The following is a 17077-nucleotide window of genomic DNA, read 5'->3' as shown; positions in this document are numbered from 1 at the left end:
AAAAAAGGAGGCAAAAGCCTCCTTTTTTTTAGATATTTGAGTAGTTATTAAACAATTACTCTGCGCCAGCTGCTTGATTTCCGGTATTTTCGTAGATCAACAATGGATCTGACTCACCGTTAATCACTGACTCGTCAATCACAACTTTACTGACGCCTTCCGCTGATGGCAATTCGTACATAGTATCGAGCAGAACCGCTTCAACAATTGAACGCAAACCACGGGCACCGGCTTTGCGCTCCATCGCTTTGCGAGCAATGGCAACCAGCGCATCATCACGGAATTCAAGCTCAACGTTTTCAAGTTCAAGCAATGCCGCGTACTGCTTAGTCAACGCATTCTTCGGTTCACGCAGGATCTGAACCAACGCCGCTTCATCAAGCTCGTTCAGCGTTGCGGTTACTGGCAGACGACCGATAAATTCAGGGATCAAGCCGTATTTAACCAGATCCTGTGGCTCCACTTGCGCAAACAGATCGCTCAGAGTGCTCTTTTCGTCTTTTGAACGAACGTCTGCACCAAAACCAATGCCGGTACCCGTTGATATGCGCTGTTCAACCACTTTATCCAGGCCGGCAAACGCACCGCCACAGATAAATAGGATCTTAGACGTATCGACTTGCAAGAATTCCTGTTGCGGATGCTTACGGCCACCTTGAGGTGGTACCGAAGCAACAGTACCTTCAATCAGTTTCAGTAGTGCTTGCTGAACACCCTCACCCGATACGTCACGCGTAATCGACGGGTTATCAGACTTACGTGAAATCTTATCGATTTCATCGATGTAAACAATTCCGCGCTCAGCTTTCGCTACGTCGTAATCACACTTCTGCAGCAGCTTCTGGATGATATTTTCAACATCTTCACCAACATAACCCGCTTCAGTCAGCGTGGTTGCATCAGCCATCGTAAATGGTACATCCAGCATACGTGCCAGTGTTTCAGCCAGCAGCGTTTTACCGCTACCTGTCGGACCGATCAGCAGAATATTACTTTTGCCCAGCTCAACACCCTCACTTGTGGTGTCGCCATTACGAAGACGTTTGTAATGGTTATAAACCGCTACTGCCAACACTTTCTTAGCATGCGGCTGACCAATAACGTAATCATCCAGGTTTGAACGAATTTCTTGCGGAGTCGGAAGCTCATTGCCGTCGCGCTTAGGCATCACTTCTTTAATTTCTTCGCGAATAATGTCGTTACAAAGATCGACACATTCATCGCAAATATACACAGAAGGGCCAGCAATCAGCTTACGAACTTCATGTTGGCTTTTGCCGCAGAAAGAGCAATACAGCAGTTTTCCACTACCATTCTCTTTTCGCTTATCTGTCATTCGCTAACCTCTTTTCGGGTTTAAACCCATCATTGCCTTGTTTTGAGTGTATAACAACTCTTGCTATTTTGCTCCGTCACACGGTTAAAGTCGCGCCACCGAGAAAATTTCAGAATTAGTCACGTTGCGTCAAAACAGCATCTACCAAGCCATACTCAACAGCCTGCTCTGCAGACATAAAGTTATCACGGTCAGTATCTCTCTCGACAACTTCAAGAGGTTGACCCGTGTGATTAGCAAGCAAGGTGTTAAGTTTATGTTTGATAGTCAAAATTTCTTGGGCATGGATCTGAATATCCGATGCCTGTCCCTGGAAACCACCTAACGGCTGGTGGATCATAACCCGAGCGCTCGGCAGGCAGTAACGCTTACCCGCTGCGCCGCCCGCCAGCAGAAATGCGCCCATAGAACACGCTTGTCCCATACATACTGTACTGACGTTTGGTTTTATAAACTGCATGGTGTCATAAATAGACATACCAGCCGTTACAGAACCTCCCGGTGAGTTGATGTAAAGGAAGATATCTTTATCTGGATTTTCAGACTCAAGGAATAGAAGCTGTGCAACTACTAGGTTAGCCATATGATCTTCAACCGGACCGGTCAGGAAAATCACACGCTCTTTCAGTAGTCGGGAATAAATGTCGTAGGAACGCTCACCACGAGAAGTCTGCTCGACCACCATAGGTACCAGCGCATTCATAATTGGCGACATGGCGTTGTTTTCTTGGTAGCTCATAACGTTATTTCCCTAAAATAAATGGCCCGAATGAAAAGACTCACACGGACCATTGTTAGCAGAAGATTTAAAACAAAGTCAAATCTCTACAGTAATTTCAGCAAATTAAGCCGCTGGCTGGTTCATAAGATCGTTGAAGCCAACTTCTTTTTCAGTAACCTGAGCTTTTGCTAGTAGTGCGTCAATCGCCTGCTCTTCAAGAGCAACATTGCGCATGTTGTTCATTAGCTGCTCGTTTTGCTCATAGTAAGCAACAACTTCAGTTGGGTCTTCATAAGCAGAAGCCATTTCTGCGATTAGCGCTTTAACACGCTCGTCGTCAGCTTTCAGTCCTTCAGCCTTAATCACTTCACCGATTAGCAGGCCAACAACAACGCGACGCTGAGCTTGCTCTTCAAATAGCTCACGTGGTAGTTCAGGGGTGTTCTTCGCATCGCCACCGAAACGCTGTGCAGCTTGTTGACGAAGTGCATTGATTTCCTGATCAATCAGCGCTGATGGCACCGAGATATTGTTCTGCTCAACCAGACCGTTAAGAACCTGCTCTTTGATGCGGCCTTTAACGGCTTGCTTCAGTTCACGTTCCATGTTCTTGCGAACTTCAGCTTTAAGGCCGTCAACAGAACCATCTACAACACCGAATTTAGCAACGAACTCTTCAGTTAGTTCTGGTAGCTCTTGCGCTTCAACTTTATGCAGTTTGATTGCAAAAGATGCTGCTTTACCTTTTAGGTTTTCAGCGTGGTAATCTTCAGGGAAAGTCACTTCCAGAGTAAACTCTTCACCCGCTTTCTTACCAACGATGCCATCTTCAAAACCAGGGATCATGCGGTTTTGGCCCATTGCTAGTGCGAAACCTTCAGCTTTACCACCTTCGAATTCTTCACCATCAATAGAACCTGTGAAATCGATAGTTACACGGCTGTCTGCAGCCGCTGGTGCTTCAACTTCAGACCACGTTGCTTGCTGCTTACGTAGCGTATCAAGCATGTTCGCGACATCTTCGTCTTTTACTTCAACTGCTGGTTTTTCAACAGCGATCTTCTCAAGACCCGCTAGTTCGATCTCAGGATATACTTCGAAAGATGCTTTAAATACAAGATCTTTACCTTCGGCAATCTCAACTGGAGTGAAAGTCGGCGCGCCTGCAGGATTGATTTTCTCTTTAACGATTGCTTCGATAAAATGACGCTGCATCACTTCACCAAGAATGTCCTGGCGAACAGATGCGCCAAACATACGAGCAACCATTTTCATCGGGGCTTTACCCGGACGGAAACCATCAAAACGACGATTTTTTGCAATTTTTTTCAGCTCTGCAGTTACTGCGTCTTCAATGTTAGCGGCAGGAACTGTGATTGTTAGATGGCGCTCTAGGCCTTCAGTGGTTTCAACGGTAACTTGCATTTTATTTAACCTCAAATCTTACTCAGTTTTTCTGAGTGATGTTGCCGATCAGTCATTTACTGACGGTGGCATCTTTTCGTGTTACGGCAAAAAACCATAACGCCTTAAATTCTGATAATTTCTAGCACTTCTGGAAAAAACCACAGGGCTAGCAATCAAACGCGCCATTATAGCGACCTGTTCACCTGTCGTCGAGACAGAAGCCTTAAACAGCTATCAAAATACAACTGTTCCACAACATAGGGGCAAAAAAACCATTTTCAAGGGTAAAAAGTGAAAATAAACGACTCAATCATGATTTTTTTCATCAATAGCCCGAAAAACCATCGAATCGCGCCATGACCAATCACTGAGTTATGTTGAAGCAATTGACTCATTGAACAATTATCAGGCAACACAGCCTAGCGCTTTCTGGCATGCCGTTCGAGTAACAGACATCGTCATATACCCAAGAACCTGAACAGGTACTAAAGCGATTTACGTAAATAAAGTACGGGATCAAACAAATAGCTAACGGTTATAGAGTGACGGATTCATCGGAATGGGGAGCTTAGTTAAGCAGAATAGGTGTATAAAAGGAAGATGGTACGCCCTGCAGGATTCGAACCTGCGACCACATCCTTAGAAGGGACGTGCTCTATCCAGCTGAGCTAAGGGCGCATCATTTAACGTAACACTGTGCTACGGGGCAAAATTATACGTAGCTCAATCTTAACGTCAACGATTTTTAGTCCATTTCCTTCAACTTAAACGCCGACCGCTCAAACTTCCTACAAACCACCTTTAATTTAAGCAGTTAACGCTGCTGTTTTATTCGCACCCCGCGTCATAACATTCAAAACAGATAACAAACACCAACCGGGCAAACGTTTGCCCGGTAGATCTTAATCACATTATCTGCGACAATGCCTGACTCTAATAATCGCTATATAGCCATATTCGAAGTGCGCTTTCAGCCTTTTCGACAACTGGTTTACGCTCAAGCAATTAATGACATTTTAAGAAGCCCTAGTTTACGAATTAGCCCGGAATTACCCAAAAGGAAAATCATGACCGCTCAAATTATTGATGGAAAACTTATTTCCCAGACGGTTCGACAAGAAGTTGCTGCGCGAGTAAAGGCGCGAGTTGAAGCAGGATTACGAGCTCCAGGTTTAGCCGTGATACTGGTAGGGCAAGATCCGGCCTCGCAGATTTATGTCGGAAGTAAACGTAAAGCGTGTGAAGAAGTTGGGTTTGTTTCACAATCCTTCGATCTTCCGGCAACAACCAAAGAAACGGAGCTTCTAGCGTTAATCGATGAACTGAATGCAGATAAGAATATTGACGGCATCTTGGTTCAGTTGCCACTACCTGCGGGCATTGATACGACAAAAATACTTGAGCAGATTGACCCGGAAAAAGACGTTGACGGATTTCATCCATATAATGTTGGCCGTTTATGTCAGCGCATTCCTAAATTACGCTCATGCACCCCAAAAGGCATAATGACGCTATTAGAGCGCTATAATATCCCGGTTCGTGGTCAGCACGCGGTTATTGTTGGCGCCTCAAATATTGTCGGTCGTCCAATGACGTTAGAGCTTTTGTTAGGTGGCGCGACAACGACTACCTGCCATCGCTTTACTCAGGATCTTGAGCACTACGTTCGCCAGGCCGATATTCTGATCATTGCGGTCGGTAAACCTAACTTTATTCCTGGTGATTGGATCAAGGAAGGCGCCGCTATTATTGATGTTGGTATCAACCGATTAGACAACGGCAAGCTTGTTGGAGATGTTGAGTATGATATTGCTCGTGAGAGGGCGAAATACATCACGCCAGTCCCTGGCGGCGTTGGCCCGATGACGGTCGCGACCCTGATTGAAAATACCCTACTGGCTTGCGAGCAGTATCATTCAGAGTGATTAGAGGCGAGTTTCGAGGTACGAGATTAAAGAAGGGAAGCTTATGCTTCCCTTTTTAGTTCTATGGTTCTAAAAACAGCATCCGTCACATCTTCTTTATTTCAATGCTATTACCTAGCACCTGCTCTTCCTCGCCACTAGGAACTAAGTACTCGAATCGAGTACCGCTCTTTCCATAGGGCCTCAGAACCACAGGGCCAGTCTACACCTTACAGCGTTTTAACAATCTCTTTCAGGTACGCTTTAAAATCATCACCCAAGCTGTTGTGACGTATGCCGTATTCCACGAAGGCCTGCATATAACCCAACTTGCTACCACAGTCATGGCTTTTACCTGACATATGGAACGCATTCACTTGCTGTGATTCCATCAGCATATCAATCGCATCAGTCAGCTGAATTTCATCACCGGCACCAACAGGTGTTCTCGCCAGTAGATCCCAAATATCAGCGGTTAATATATATCGGCCCACAATAGCAAGATTTGACGGTGCCTCTTCAACCGCGGGTTTTTCTACCACTTTCGTCATCGCCGTCGTTTCACCCGGCTTGAGTTCAGCGCCATTGATGTCTGCCACACCGTAATTGGCAACCTCTGCCATCGAGACAGGCTCCACAAGTACCTGACTGATCTTGGTGGCGTTAAAAGCATTAATCATGGCTGCCATATTTTCTTTGCGCAGATCACTGGCCACATCATCAAGAATGACATCCGGAAGCACAACCGCAAAAGGCGCATCTCCAACTAATGGACGGGCAGAGAGGACAGCATGACCAAGACCTTTAGCCTGGCCTTGTCGCACATGCATAATCGTCACATCTTTCGGGCAGATACTCTTCACTTCATCAAGCAGCTGACGTTTAACACGCTTCTCTAATGTTGCTTCCAATTCAAACGAGGTATCAAAATGGTTCTCAATAGAATTCTTTGATGAATGCGTGACCAGTACAATCTCTTTGATACCAGCCGCAACGCACTCGTTAACCACATACTGAATCAATGGCTTATCGACGATTGGCAACATTTCCTTAGGAATTGCTTTTGTTGCCGGAAGCATACGGGTTCCAAGGCCAGCGACAGGAATAACGGCTTTACGAACCGGGGAAGTATTCGACATTTTTAATCCATATTTGATATTTACAGCGACATTTCATAGTAAACTTAAGAAAAGTTACCCTCCACACAATTTTCAATATTATCACTAAATACTCCAGATTAAATGGATTAACAGCGAGCTTTTTGTATCTAAAAGCAGGCCAAGTGATCTATAATTGCGCGATATTTTGCTTTTGAAATTGCTACATACCTACACATTAATAACTTATGAGTCATTATGCTAGAAGTCATTTCTCCGTTTTTATCAGCACCTCGACATCACAAGCGGATCATCACGCTTAGTTATGATGTCATAGCTACAACATTTGCACTTTATGCAGCTATAGCACTCAGGCTGAATACATGGTTATTTCAAGTCGGAATTGATGAAATAGTCACCATTGCCGCGACCGTCATTTTGACCATTATCAGCTTCACCAAACTTGGCATGTACCGCGCGGTACTGCGATATATGATGATGCCAGCTTTAGGAAACATTTTTATCGCTGTTGCAATTTCAGCATTCGGCTTAGCCATTGCCAGCTTTCTTACCCACTCATTTATCCCGCGAAGTGTTCCTGCTATATATTCAGGCCTTGCCATTATTATGCTAGGCGGTCCGAGAATACTGATCAGGGTTTACTTCTCCCAAAACTATAAGAAAAACAAACCTAATGTTGTTATCTATGGTGCTGGGGCAACAGGGCGTGACCTTGCGAATGCCCTATTACAAGGTAACCAATACCATCCCATAGCCTTTATTGATGATGATCCGGCAAAACAAAATAGCATTATTTATGGGCTGCGGGTCCATCGCGAAGATGATTTCAACCACCTGCTAAACTTATATGAACCCGTTAAACTATTGCTTGCTATTAACAATATAGGTAAAGGTGATCGACTTCGACTGGTAAAAAAACTAGAACAGTTGCCAATTCAAATCCAATCTGTTCCGTCAGTTGAAGATATTGCATGTGGAAAGGCCAATATTGATCAACTTAAAGATCTCGACCTAAACGACTTACTTGGCCGAGACCCCATTCCTCCAGAACCAGAACTGATGTCAAAAAACATCAACGGCAAATCCGTTATGGTCACAGGAGCTGGAGGCTCTATTGGCTCAGAGCTTTGCAGGCAAATCATCAAACAAAAGCCGAGAACACTGGTACTATTTGAACTGAATGAATTCAACCTTTATTCCGTTGAACAAGAGCTAGTTAAATTAAATAACAATACTGACCATAAGGTTGAAATTATAGCAGCCTTAGGTTCAGTTCAACGCCAAAATCGTTTAGAGAAAATAATGACCGGCTTTCAAGTTGACACTGTTTATCATGCAGCTGCATATAAACATGTGCCGATGGTCGAACATAATATGGTTGAAGGTATCCGAAATAACATATTTGGTACCTGGTTTACGGCTGAAGCTGCGATCAAATGTAACGTGAAGAATTTTGTCCTTATTTCAACCGATAAAGCGGTTCGCCCAACCAATGTCATGGGCGCGAGCAAGCGCATGGCTGAACTTGTGCTGCAAGCCCTTGCTGAACGGCAACTAAAAACAAACTTCACCATGGTCAGATTTGGTAATGTACTTGGCTCATCAGGCTCTGTCGTCCCCTTATTTAGGAAACAAATAAAAGATGGCGGCCCCGTAACAGTAACCCACCCCGACATCATCCGTTACTTTATGTTAATCCCAGAAGCGGCGCAGCTAGTTATCCAAGCGGGTGCGATGGGCAATAGCGGACAAGTTTTCGTTCTCGACATGGGTGAACAGGTGAAAATTTCAGAGTTGGCAAAAAAAATTATCCATCTTATGGGATACAGTGAAAAAAATGATTCAAACCCAGATGGAGATATTGAAATCATTTATACCGGACTTCGACCAGGAGAGAAGCTCTTCGAAGAGCTGTTAATTGGTGAGAATGTAGAAGGAACGACACACTCGAAAATCATGACCGCAGCTGAAGCTAAGCTAACTTGGGAGGCTATGAGTTCTATTCTAAAAAGACTAGATATCGCTTGTCATGATTTTGACATTGAGATGGTTAGGAATATTTTGTTAGATGTGCCAACGGGATATCAGCCAAACAGTGAAATCAAAGATTGGCTTTATCGTGAAAATATTGCGCTCGCTTCAAACACAAAGATTACACATTAAAGAAAGCCACATAATAACTTTAAGAGGCGGCATATAAAGCCGCCTTTATTTTAGGCTAAATAATCTTCCATCCGTGTTTATGGAAAAACTTAACCATTGACTGTATAAAAAATCTGACGTGATTTAGACCTTTTCTGCCAGCGCCACCACCTAAGTGAGTTATGATCACATCGGGATGGTAAATTACTCGTCCAATATTTTGAGCACGTAAAGATAAATCAAAATCTTCAAAATACATGAAGAACCGAGTATCAAACCCGCCTAAACATTTCAACGAAGTTGTTTTAAATAACATAAAACAACCCGATATTATATTCACATCTATTGGTTCAACAGCTCGAAACACACTTCTAGCCTCATAGTTTTCCAACGACTTATGACACAGTGCATTTAATGGTTTTAAATTTATAAGCCTAGCTAACAACACTAGAATTGATGGATACTCCTTCACTCCAGACTCTTGAACTCCGATTTTCGACAGTATTTTAGGAGCAAGCAAAACACACTCATCATTAGCTTCCATATAGCTGATTGCTTTATGTAAAGCATCAACATTTAAAAAAGCATCAGGATTTAGCACAAGAAAATAATCACTCTCTTTAGACTTTTCTAATGCTAAATTATTTCCAAACCCATATCCATTATTGTCAGGATTTGCAATATAATCAAAAGAAATTATAGTTTCATCAAAATGGCTAACTTTTTTAATAAAGTCAGCTCCGTTGAAGCTGCCATGGTTATCAACAATATTAACTTGACAACATGTGTTTTCACTATTATAAACCGCATCAGCCAACTTATTAACCACTGTAACAATTTCATCAACATTGTGTTTATAAGTTACGATGCTAACTGCTAACTTAAACAAATCCCACCTCAACGTATAATAACTTCATACAACTCTATACAGCTATTCCTCTTGCCGGTTAGCATTTGAAATAAAGGGGTAACGCAATTAAGTACAATATTTCCGTTCCATCATAATGCGTATCATTTCATTGTGGTGGATCTAACAAATATTTATTTTTCGTGAGCGTTCGAAATTGCATCAAGTATATGCTTACTCGCAGTTCCGTCCCCATATGGATTATGAGCAACACTCATCCTTTCATACTCAACAGAATCTGTTAGAAGGCGACTAACTTCAAGAATTATTTGATCTACATTTGTACCAACAAGTTTAACCGTACCAGCATCTACAGCCTCTGGCCTCTCCGTTGTTTCTCTCATAACAAGAACAGGCTTACCTAAAGATGGAGCCTCCTCTTGTATACCACCGGAATCTGTCAAAATAATACTTGATTTAGTCATTAAAAATACAAAAGGAAGATAATCTTGAGGCTCAATCAAATGAACATTGGATTTATCTACAAGCAACCGGTTTACTGGCTCTCGAACATTAGGGTTCAGATGCACCGGATAAACAAAATCAACATCTGGAAAAGATTTAGCTAGTGTTGATATTGCTTGGCAAATACGTTCAAATCCACCACCAAAGCTTTCACGGCGATGGCCAGTAATCAAAACCAAACGGCGCTTGGCGTCAAGGAAGTCAAATTTAGAAGATAAACATTCAGACAAAGCCGTATCATTAGTTAATTTAGCCTGAACCATTAGTAATGCATCTATTACGGTGTTCCCTGTTACCGAAATAGCTACTTCAGAAATATTTTCAGCTAACAAGTTTTCCAATGATATCTGAGTCGGCGCAAAATGAAGGTTAGCTAAAGCACCTGTCAGCTTACGATTCCCTTCTTCAGGCCAAGGTGAATAAATATTATTTGTGCGCAGACCTGCTTCGACATGACCAACCTTAATCTGCTGATAGTAACTTGCAAGTGTCGCAGACAATGTGGTTGCAGTATCGCCATGAACAAGAACATAGTCAGGTTTATATTCTTGCAGAACAGAGCGAAGTCCTGTCAAAATCGATGTGGTAACATCGGTGAGATCCTGACCTGATTTCATAATGTTCAAATCATAATCAGGCACAATTTCAAATAAACCTAACACTTGATCAAGCATTTCACGGTGCTGAGCCGTGACACAGACTTTACTATCAAAACGTGGATCATTTTTAAGCCCATCAACCACAGGCGCCATTTTAATTGCTTCTGGTCGTGTACCAAAAACAGATAATACTTTTATCGTAGTCATATTTTTTCCTAAGAATGCATAAGCCAATTACTACTTTGTAAGTGGCAACGTCATCTATTTTGTCTATTCTTTACTGTTTAAGTAAATTAAAAAAAGGTCGAAATCTATTATGCCACGTAACGGTTGATTCCGGTTCTATTTGATAGTTTACGGAAAAAACAGAAAAATCATGAACATTGTTGTTCTCTATCCGATACTTCATTTGCCCAAAAGGCGTGCTTATTACTGGGATTTGATGTGCTAGATATTCGTAATACTTTACAGGGTCAACCGATTCGGTCAATTCATTTTGCTTAAACGGAATTAAGCCATAATCAAAGGTCGCGATAACCTCAGAAACTTTAGAGTGCTCAATTGCAGGGAATAGCGTAACATTTGTAGGTAGTGCGCTTGGTGTCGATGAATAATTTGGCCCAACTATATGAATTTCAGACTCAGGGTACTGAGACGAAAGCTTTAATACTACATCCCAATCAAACCAAGTCGCAACTGTGCCAACATAACCGAAAATTAACTTCTCGGTCCTAGGGTTTCGTTTTCGACTTTGTGCCTTTTGCAGAAAGTGCTCGTCACACGCATTTAAAACCAGCATTGAATTCAAATTCGTCAGAGAATATTTTTCACCAAGACTAGTCGATGAATAAATACACAAATCAACTTGTTGAATCATTCTCTCGAGGGTTTTACCAACACTTACCCTTGAAAGGCCAGAAAAGAAGCAAGGAAAATCATCCATCATATCAAGGGCAGTACTTGTAAAATCAATCTCTGCCAAAACTTTTTCTGCCAGCAAGCACGGCTTACCGACAACTATATGTCGGGATTCATGTTTGATTTCTGATTTAATTTCCGCAACGATAATATCAAGCTTGCTCTTATTCAGTAGTTTGTAGCCAGAGTTAAATGGCTCGATAGGTATTAGCCTCGGCGAAATGACTTTCACCTGTGGTGGAATATCGAAGCTGCTAGCTTCAAAGGGTGATAACACCCTGCGAAGATCATACAATTCTGGAAACCGAGACGGAGTCGGATTAACCCATATGATGTTATCGAACCCTTGCTTGATCGCTTCTTTGATAAAAAAGTGGGGCCGCTGAGCAATACTATTCCAAGGAACTGGAGAAAAATAAATCAAATCCATATATTGTCTATCACTTAGAAACGAATTGAGTTATAACATTGAGCACGTTTATTCCAACTGTTGAGCTTTGCCAGCTCTAATGTTTTTTGCTGATAATCAGAGTTTCCTATCTTATGAAATGATTGGTTCAATGCATCGTTAAAGCTTGATAAAGAGTCGCCGTGAAATACTTCATTATACTTAGTGCATTCGCGCATATCCGATGTAACGGTAACAGGTCTTCCTAGTGCAAAGTATTCAAATAATTTCAACGGTGATGTTGTTTTTGCTATGTCTCCAGGGCTAAATGGGATCCAGCAAGCATCAAATTCATTCGCATAACACGGTAACTCAGTATAACTAACAGGCCCTAGCCATAAAAAGTTGTCGTATTTGGGTAATTTGCTCTGGCAGCCGCCATAATCTGGACCTAGCATGACAAAGCCTAGATTTGGGTTCTTCGCAACAATTCCATCAATCAGTTCATACCATAACCATGGGGCAATTGCACCGAAATAACCGACAATGATGTCATACTTAGCTGTAAAATCAGAAAAACACGGGTCTAATAAACTATTCACATCAATGTTCTGATAGTGCTCAACATTGACACCATTTGGTATCAAACTCACATTCTTAGGCTCAAGGTACCGTAATGACTCAGTATGCAATTCATCTGCAGTTGCAACAACATGATCAACTCCCCCTTCAAAAGCAAACGCTTTAACTTCATTAAGGATCCTAATCTCTGTTTTACCACCCGAAATTTCTTCTGAAATATGATCGATATATTCATAGAAGATCCGCCCCTTCTCTCTCATCGCAATCATATGCTCACAGGTATTAAAAATTGATGTAGAGAAATACACTCTCTTAACGTCATCTAAAGAGTCTACATACACTAACTCATTCGTAAGCCATACATTGTGGGCAATATTTCTGAAACCGTTAACGCCATCACCTTGGGTCTTATAAATAACGAAAGAATCATCATGACCTAATGCAGTCGCTAAATGCTGTGGCCTCTGATATAAATCAATTCCCCAGTCAACAGCAAGTTCAAATACATAAATATTTTTATGTGTTGATAAGATTCCCTCAAAATCGTGAACATTTATATCGCTAGCATTTTCAGTCGTCTTAGCACCTAATAACTTTGATCTTAGTCTTCTTACAATTGTATAGCGAAGATCATTAAGCATGGAGCGAATTGGTGATGGCAATGACCAATAACACTTTTTAATAAGTGAATAAGTTTTCTCATACATAATACTTTTATTATCTTCTTGATAGAACATCAGAATATTCAGTGCAGCATAAGCTGCACTGAATATAAGCAAGTTACATGTTTGAATTTACCAGATCAATGTACTTTTTAAACATGCGCGGCTTATCATAGTTAGCCAACTCAATCTCCGCATTCGGCCTTTCATACTGCTTAAAGCTCTTCATCATGCATTCAGCGAACTTTTCTTCAACATCAGGTGAAGAACGTAAGTCAGTTATCCTTTTATCAAATTCAAAAAGATCAACATGTGGCTGTACGGTGTAGATAGCAGGATTAGCATTTAAGTCAGATGGAATCAGTGTATCAATAGTGATGACTGGTAGATTCGAAGCAATCGCTTCCAAGATAACTAATGGTGGCATCCCGCCCTCAAAGAATGGCGAATGAACAAAAACATCAGCAATCGAATAATATTTTTTAATATTATTGTCATGGTCAACATGTATCACTCGTTCTTCTAACCCATGAGCCTTAATTTCTTCTAATACATCTTGATAGATATCTTGCTCGTAGATAGGGCCTACCATGATCAGTTTACTACTGACTTCCTGATTAGCAATTTTTGCAAACGCTCTAACTATCGATGCTGGATTTTTCTGATGATTTATCGAACCTACAGATAAATAGACAAAATCGTCGTCAGAGATACCCAATGTTCTACGCAGTGAGTCACACTCGTCAACGTCTGGTAATGCATTAAATTTTGCGATATCGATACCATTAGGAATAACTGTACATTTTTCTTTGGGTAACCCTAACTTTGAAATCGCATAATCCTGAGCCATTTGAGACACTGAAACATAACAGTCCGTACTTTCAGCAGCCTGCTTAAATGCCATTTTTTCAGCGCTCGAAAACCACATATACATGTTATGAATGACTTGAATTGTATAAATTCCATACTCTTTACATATATCAAGACCTTGCAAAGAATAATGAGTCATTACAACTTTCGGTTCAACTCGCTTAAGTAGCTTTTTATACAACTCATCTCCATATGGCATTTCAAATACTGTCAAGCCGAATTGTCTGGCTTTCTCAACTGCGGATCCCACAGTCCCAAAGACAACAAGACAACATTTCAGATTCGCTTTTTGGAACTCACTATTGATATCTATTACGACATTTTCTAAACCACCTGCAACAAAATTATCTACCTGAATAATAACATCAAACTTTTCATCTTCTGAAAGAATGTCATCGAGGTTGAAATCACTTTGTTCGATAAGTTTAGTACCCGTAGCAGACTTATATTTAGCCCAAAGTACAGAAGCCCATTTACCCAACGGTGAATCTAGATTAATTCTTCTTTTGATTTTGGTAGCTAGTTTGATACTAAGTGCAGGTTTTTCAATCACTTCATTATTAAAGTAACGAAGTAATAATTGGTTCCCCTTATTTCTATAACCATGAAGCTTATTAATAACCTCACGGTTCCTAGCTATCATCTCAAGACGATCTGCAGCCGTTGGAAGATTACCGTTGATAAAATCATGAAGAAGAACGTATCTCATTCCATGAGTTGAAAAGTCACCAATTTTAGGTGAATCAATAACAGGGATAATATCGTATTCTAGGTATTCGATTAGCTTTGTCGGACAAGAAACATTATTAACAATAATATCTTCTCTCAGAATAAATCCATAATCAGCACCTTGATAATAAGCTTTTAACTCATCGCTTGTTTTACAGCCAATCTCAATATTACCACTTGATAACGCATTAGCCGACAATTTTCCGTGGATGATATCTGGTGACGGGGTAAAGAAATAGAAACGGAAATCTTCTCTTTTAGCCTCAATTGCTGACAACATCTTATCTACCTGCTGCCATTTATGTAAGCCACCAGCATAAATAGCTTTAGCCTGCTCACCATTTTTAGATTTCACGCATTCGCCAATTTCTGCATTTTGGAAAATCGGTAGCGTGATCCCTTTTTTAGTAAGATCGACCCTGTACTTATCTGCCAAATACTGCTTCATAGCATCTGTGACAGTTAATACAAGATCAGCTTTTTTTACTGCTAGCTTTTCGTATTTTTCATACAAACACGCGCTATAATAATCATTATGATATCTGAATTCTTCAGGCACAACGCCATGAATATCGATGATCTTTTTGATAACTGGCATGTACATCAGCAATCCGAAACGGCTATCATGCATTCTCAAGACACTGTGATAGTAAATCTTACCGCATCTGATGGCTAACAGAACGGTCAATAATCTTGCCATTAGCTTATTTTTTCTTGTGCCAGCGACATTAATTGCAATCACTTGCTTCGCCGGTAAAGACCACCAATGTCCTTCTTGATTATGGTCTACATAGACACGCCAACGGTCCTGGACTTGCTCATCAATGGCATTGATGCGTTGGAAGTAACCATCATTTAATTTCTCTTCGGACGGATATCCACCAAAGAATACAATTCCCTTAAAATTAACAATTGTTTTTATTGCTTTTTTGATTTTACCCCAAAAGCCAATTTTCAGCTCATTAATACTTTGACCTGAAACCAATTCTGGAGCATTTTCACATAAAAACTTGTAATCATTAATTGTCTGAAGTTGACAAGCATTTATATCATTTAAAAAACCTTCACACTTTTTATTCAAGTTAGCTTTTTCTGATTCAGAAGGTTCAATTTTCAGTGAGCTATTCTTATGCTCCTTGATATATTCCCAATCAACTTGAATAGAGTCAAAATCATTAGCGTCGCCGTGATATTGCACATTATGTTTATTAACTGCAATATCAATAAGCTTCGATATCGCTTTACTTTCGCTGACATAGTTTGAGACTAAATGGTCTAGCTCTTCAACAAACCGTTGGTCATAAAAAGAGAACATTCCAATGCTCTCTCTATTTTCAAGACAGTAGCTAATGTCTTGAAAATACGACAAAAACGGTCTTTCAGCTCTGTATGCCCAAGTAATGTTGTGCTTTTCTTCTAGATAGCTGCGATTCTTATTAGCATTTTCCTGGAAATAAGAATGCTGAAGCTGGCCAAATGATGCCGAACCCCAATGATGTATGAATACATCCCGACATAACTTAGGTTCAATTCCTTTTGCTTTTAACCTAAGGCAATAATCATCATCCTCATAGCCGCCAGGAAAGAAAGTTTCATCAAGCAAACCAACTTGCTGTATTACCTCTTTTTTGAGTAGCACACAAAAAAAAGTAACATCGGACGTTACAGTGCTATCTCTAAAATCACTATAGCGCTTGTTAGAATAATCATTGATTGTTTGATAAACGCTTTCTTTTACGCCTTGCTCATCTGAATTCAAAGCCTCTTGTAACGAGAAATCATAATCACAAGGCACGCATTGCTCGCTATCTGCTTTATTAGTAACCGCGCTAACAACAGCCTCATTTTTTTCAATCAACCTATCCAGCCAATGATCCGTAACAATAACATCGCTGTTCAATAGGCAGATCTGATCAACTTCATGATCATCTAATAACTTTTTTATGCCAACATTGTTGCCGCCAGAAAAACCTGAATTTTTTTCTTCTTGGATATAAAGCCAATTAGAATTTGCGCCATCGCAATATCTATTAAATGATTGCTTTATAAGCTCTCGTTGCTCTAGTTTAGATGCATTATCAATTAATATTACTTTATATTCTGTTTCATTATATGCACGGCTCAAGCTGCTCAATGTAAGCTCAACGGCTTTGTGCGCATTATAGGAAACAATGACTATTCCAACTTTATTATTAATCATATACTTTGCTTCAATTATTTATTTACCCAAAGACATAGCTATCAATATTAGTTATAAAAAAATAATATTAAGCATATGAGTTATAAGCCCAATCTAGTTATTTAGAATCATCTAATCACTATTAATTTT

Annotated in this window: 11 protein-coding genes and 1 tRNA gene; 2 read left to right on the top strand and 10 right to left on the bottom strand. The window is 40.6% G+C overall.

Annotated features, from left to right (window positions below; genetic code table 11):
- Positions 1 to 55: 55 nt before the first annotated feature.
- The 4 genes from clpX to C9I89_RS16110 form a co-directional block, all read right to left on the bottom strand.
- Entirely contained in the window at positions 56 to 1336 is a 1281-nt protein-coding gene (gene clpX, locus C9I89_RS16125) for an ATP-dependent protease ATP-binding subunit ClpX (protein ID WP_107284343.1), read from the bottom strand.
- Between the two features lie 115 nt (positions 1337 to 1451).
- Positions 1452 to 2075, bottom strand: a complete 624-nt coding sequence (clpP, locus tag C9I89_RS16120) for an ATP-dependent Clp endopeptidase proteolytic subunit ClpP (RefSeq protein ID WP_107284342.1) — start codon at positions 2073 to 2075, stop codon at positions 1452 to 1454.
- 105 nt (positions 2076 to 2180) lie between these two features.
- Positions 2181 to 3482 (bottom strand): trigger factor, encoded by a 1302-nt coding sequence (gene tig / locus C9I89_RS16115; protein ID WP_107284341.1) that lies wholly within the window; start codon positions 3480 to 3482, stop codon positions 2181 to 2183.
- 583 nt (positions 3483 to 4065) lie between these two features.
- A tRNA-Arg gene (locus tag C9I89_RS16110) sits at positions 4066 to 4142 on the bottom strand.
- 389 nt (positions 4143 to 4531) lie between these two features.
- On the opposite strand from C9I89_RS16110, the gene folD reads away from it, so the two are divergent.
- Complete coding sequence (gene folD / locus C9I89_RS16105; protein ID WP_107284340.1) at positions 4532 to 5389, top strand: bifunctional methylenetetrahydrofolate dehydrogenase/methenyltetrahydrofolate cyclohydrolase FolD; 858 nt, start codon at positions 4532 to 4534, stop codon at positions 5387 to 5389.
- Positions 5390 to 5598: 209 nt separating this feature from the next.
- Here folD and galU read toward each other — a convergent pair whose 3' ends face one another.
- A complete protein-coding gene (galU, locus tag C9I89_RS16100; RefSeq protein WP_107284339.1) occupies positions 5599 to 6507 on the bottom strand; it encodes a UTP--glucose-1-phosphate uridylyltransferase GalU in 909 nt (302 codons plus the stop codon).
- A gap of 216 nt (positions 6508 to 6723) precedes the next feature.
- Here galU and C9I89_RS16095 point away from each other — a divergent pair, with 216 nt between their 5' ends.
- On the top strand, positions 6724 to 8649 hold the full coding sequence (locus C9I89_RS16095; RefSeq protein ID WP_107284338.1) for a polysaccharide biosynthesis protein: 1926 nt from the start codon (positions 6724 to 6726) through the stop codon (positions 8647 to 8649).
- Positions 8650 to 8704: 55 nt separating this feature from the next.
- On the opposite strand, the gene C9I89_RS16090 is transcribed toward C9I89_RS16095, so the two are convergent.
- The 5 genes from C9I89_RS16090 to C9I89_RS16070 form a co-directional block, all read right to left on the bottom strand.
- Entirely contained in the window at positions 8705 to 9517 is an 813-nt protein-coding gene (locus tag C9I89_RS16090; RefSeq protein ID WP_146155077.1) for a glycosyltransferase, read from the bottom strand.
- A gap of 152 nt (positions 9518 to 9669) precedes the next feature.
- Positions 9670 to 10806 (bottom strand): non-hydrolyzing UDP-N-acetylglucosamine 2-epimerase, encoded by a 1137-nt coding sequence (wecB, locus tag C9I89_RS16085; RefSeq protein WP_107284336.1) that lies wholly within the window; start codon positions 10804 to 10806, stop codon positions 9670 to 9672.
- A gap of 70 nt (positions 10807 to 10876) precedes the next feature.
- Entirely contained in the window at positions 10877 to 11947 is a 1071-nt protein-coding gene (locus C9I89_RS16080) for a glycosyltransferase family protein (protein ID WP_107284335.1), read from the bottom strand.
- Positions 11948 to 11961: 14 nt separating this feature from the next.
- The gene (locus C9I89_RS16075; protein WP_146155076.1) at positions 11962 to 13224 is read right to left on the bottom strand and encodes a glycosyltransferase family protein; all 1263 of its coding nucleotides are present in this window, start codon (positions 13222 to 13224) and stop codon (positions 11962 to 11964) included.
- Positions 13225 to 13267: 43 nt separating this feature from the next.
- On the bottom strand, positions 13268 to 16948 hold the full coding sequence (locus tag C9I89_RS16070; protein ID WP_107284333.1) for a glycosyltransferase: 3681 nt from the start codon (positions 16946 to 16948) through the stop codon (positions 13268 to 13270).
- Between the last annotated feature and the right edge of the window lie 129 nt (positions 16949 to 17077).

Origin of the sequence: Photobacterium lipolyticum (assembly GCF_003026475.1) — a bacterium.
Taxonomy (GTDB): domain Bacteria; phylum Pseudomonadota; class Gammaproteobacteria; order Enterobacterales; family Vibrionaceae; genus Photobacterium; species Photobacterium lipolyticum.
This window is presented reverse-complemented; position numbering and strand designations above follow the sequence as displayed.

Bases quoted from the DNA above. Each gene is read 5' to 3' on its own strand.
- clpX (WP_107284343.1), bottom strand. From the start codon at position 1,336: ATGACAGATAAGCGAAAAGAGAATGGTAGTGGAAAACTGCTGTATTGC.
- clpP (WP_107284342.1), bottom strand. From the start codon at position 2,075: ATGAGCTACCAAGAAAACAACGCCATGTCGCCAATTATGAATGCGCTG.
- tig (WP_107284341.1), bottom strand. From the start codon at position 3,482: ATGCAAGTTACCGTTGAAACCACTGAAGGCCTAGAGCGCCATCTAACA.
- folD (WP_107284340.1), top strand. From the start codon at position 4,532: ATGACCGCTCAAATTATTGATGGAAAACTTATTTCCCAGACGGTTCGA.
- galU (WP_107284339.1), bottom strand. From the start codon at position 6,507: ATGTCGAATACTTCCCCGGTTCGTAAAGCCGTTATTCCTGTCGCTGGC.
- C9I89_RS16095 (WP_107284338.1), top strand. From the start codon at position 6,724: ATGCTAGAAGTCATTTCTCCGTTTTTATCAGCACCTCGACATCACAAG.
- wecB (WP_107284336.1), bottom strand. From the start codon at position 10,806: ATGACTACGATAAAAGTATTATCTGTTTTTGGTACACGACCAGAAGCA.
- C9I89_RS16080 (WP_107284335.1), bottom strand. From the start codon at position 11,947: ATGGATTTGATTTATTTTTCTCCAGTTCCTTGGAATAGTATTGCTCAG.
- C9I89_RS16075 (WP_146155076.1), bottom strand. From the start codon at position 13,224: ATGTTCTATCAAGAAGATAATAAAAGTATTATGTATGAGAAAACTTAT.
- C9I89_RS16070 (WP_107284333.1), bottom strand. From the start codon at position 16,948: ATGATTAATAATAAAGTTGGAATAGTCATTGTTTCCTATAATGCGCAC.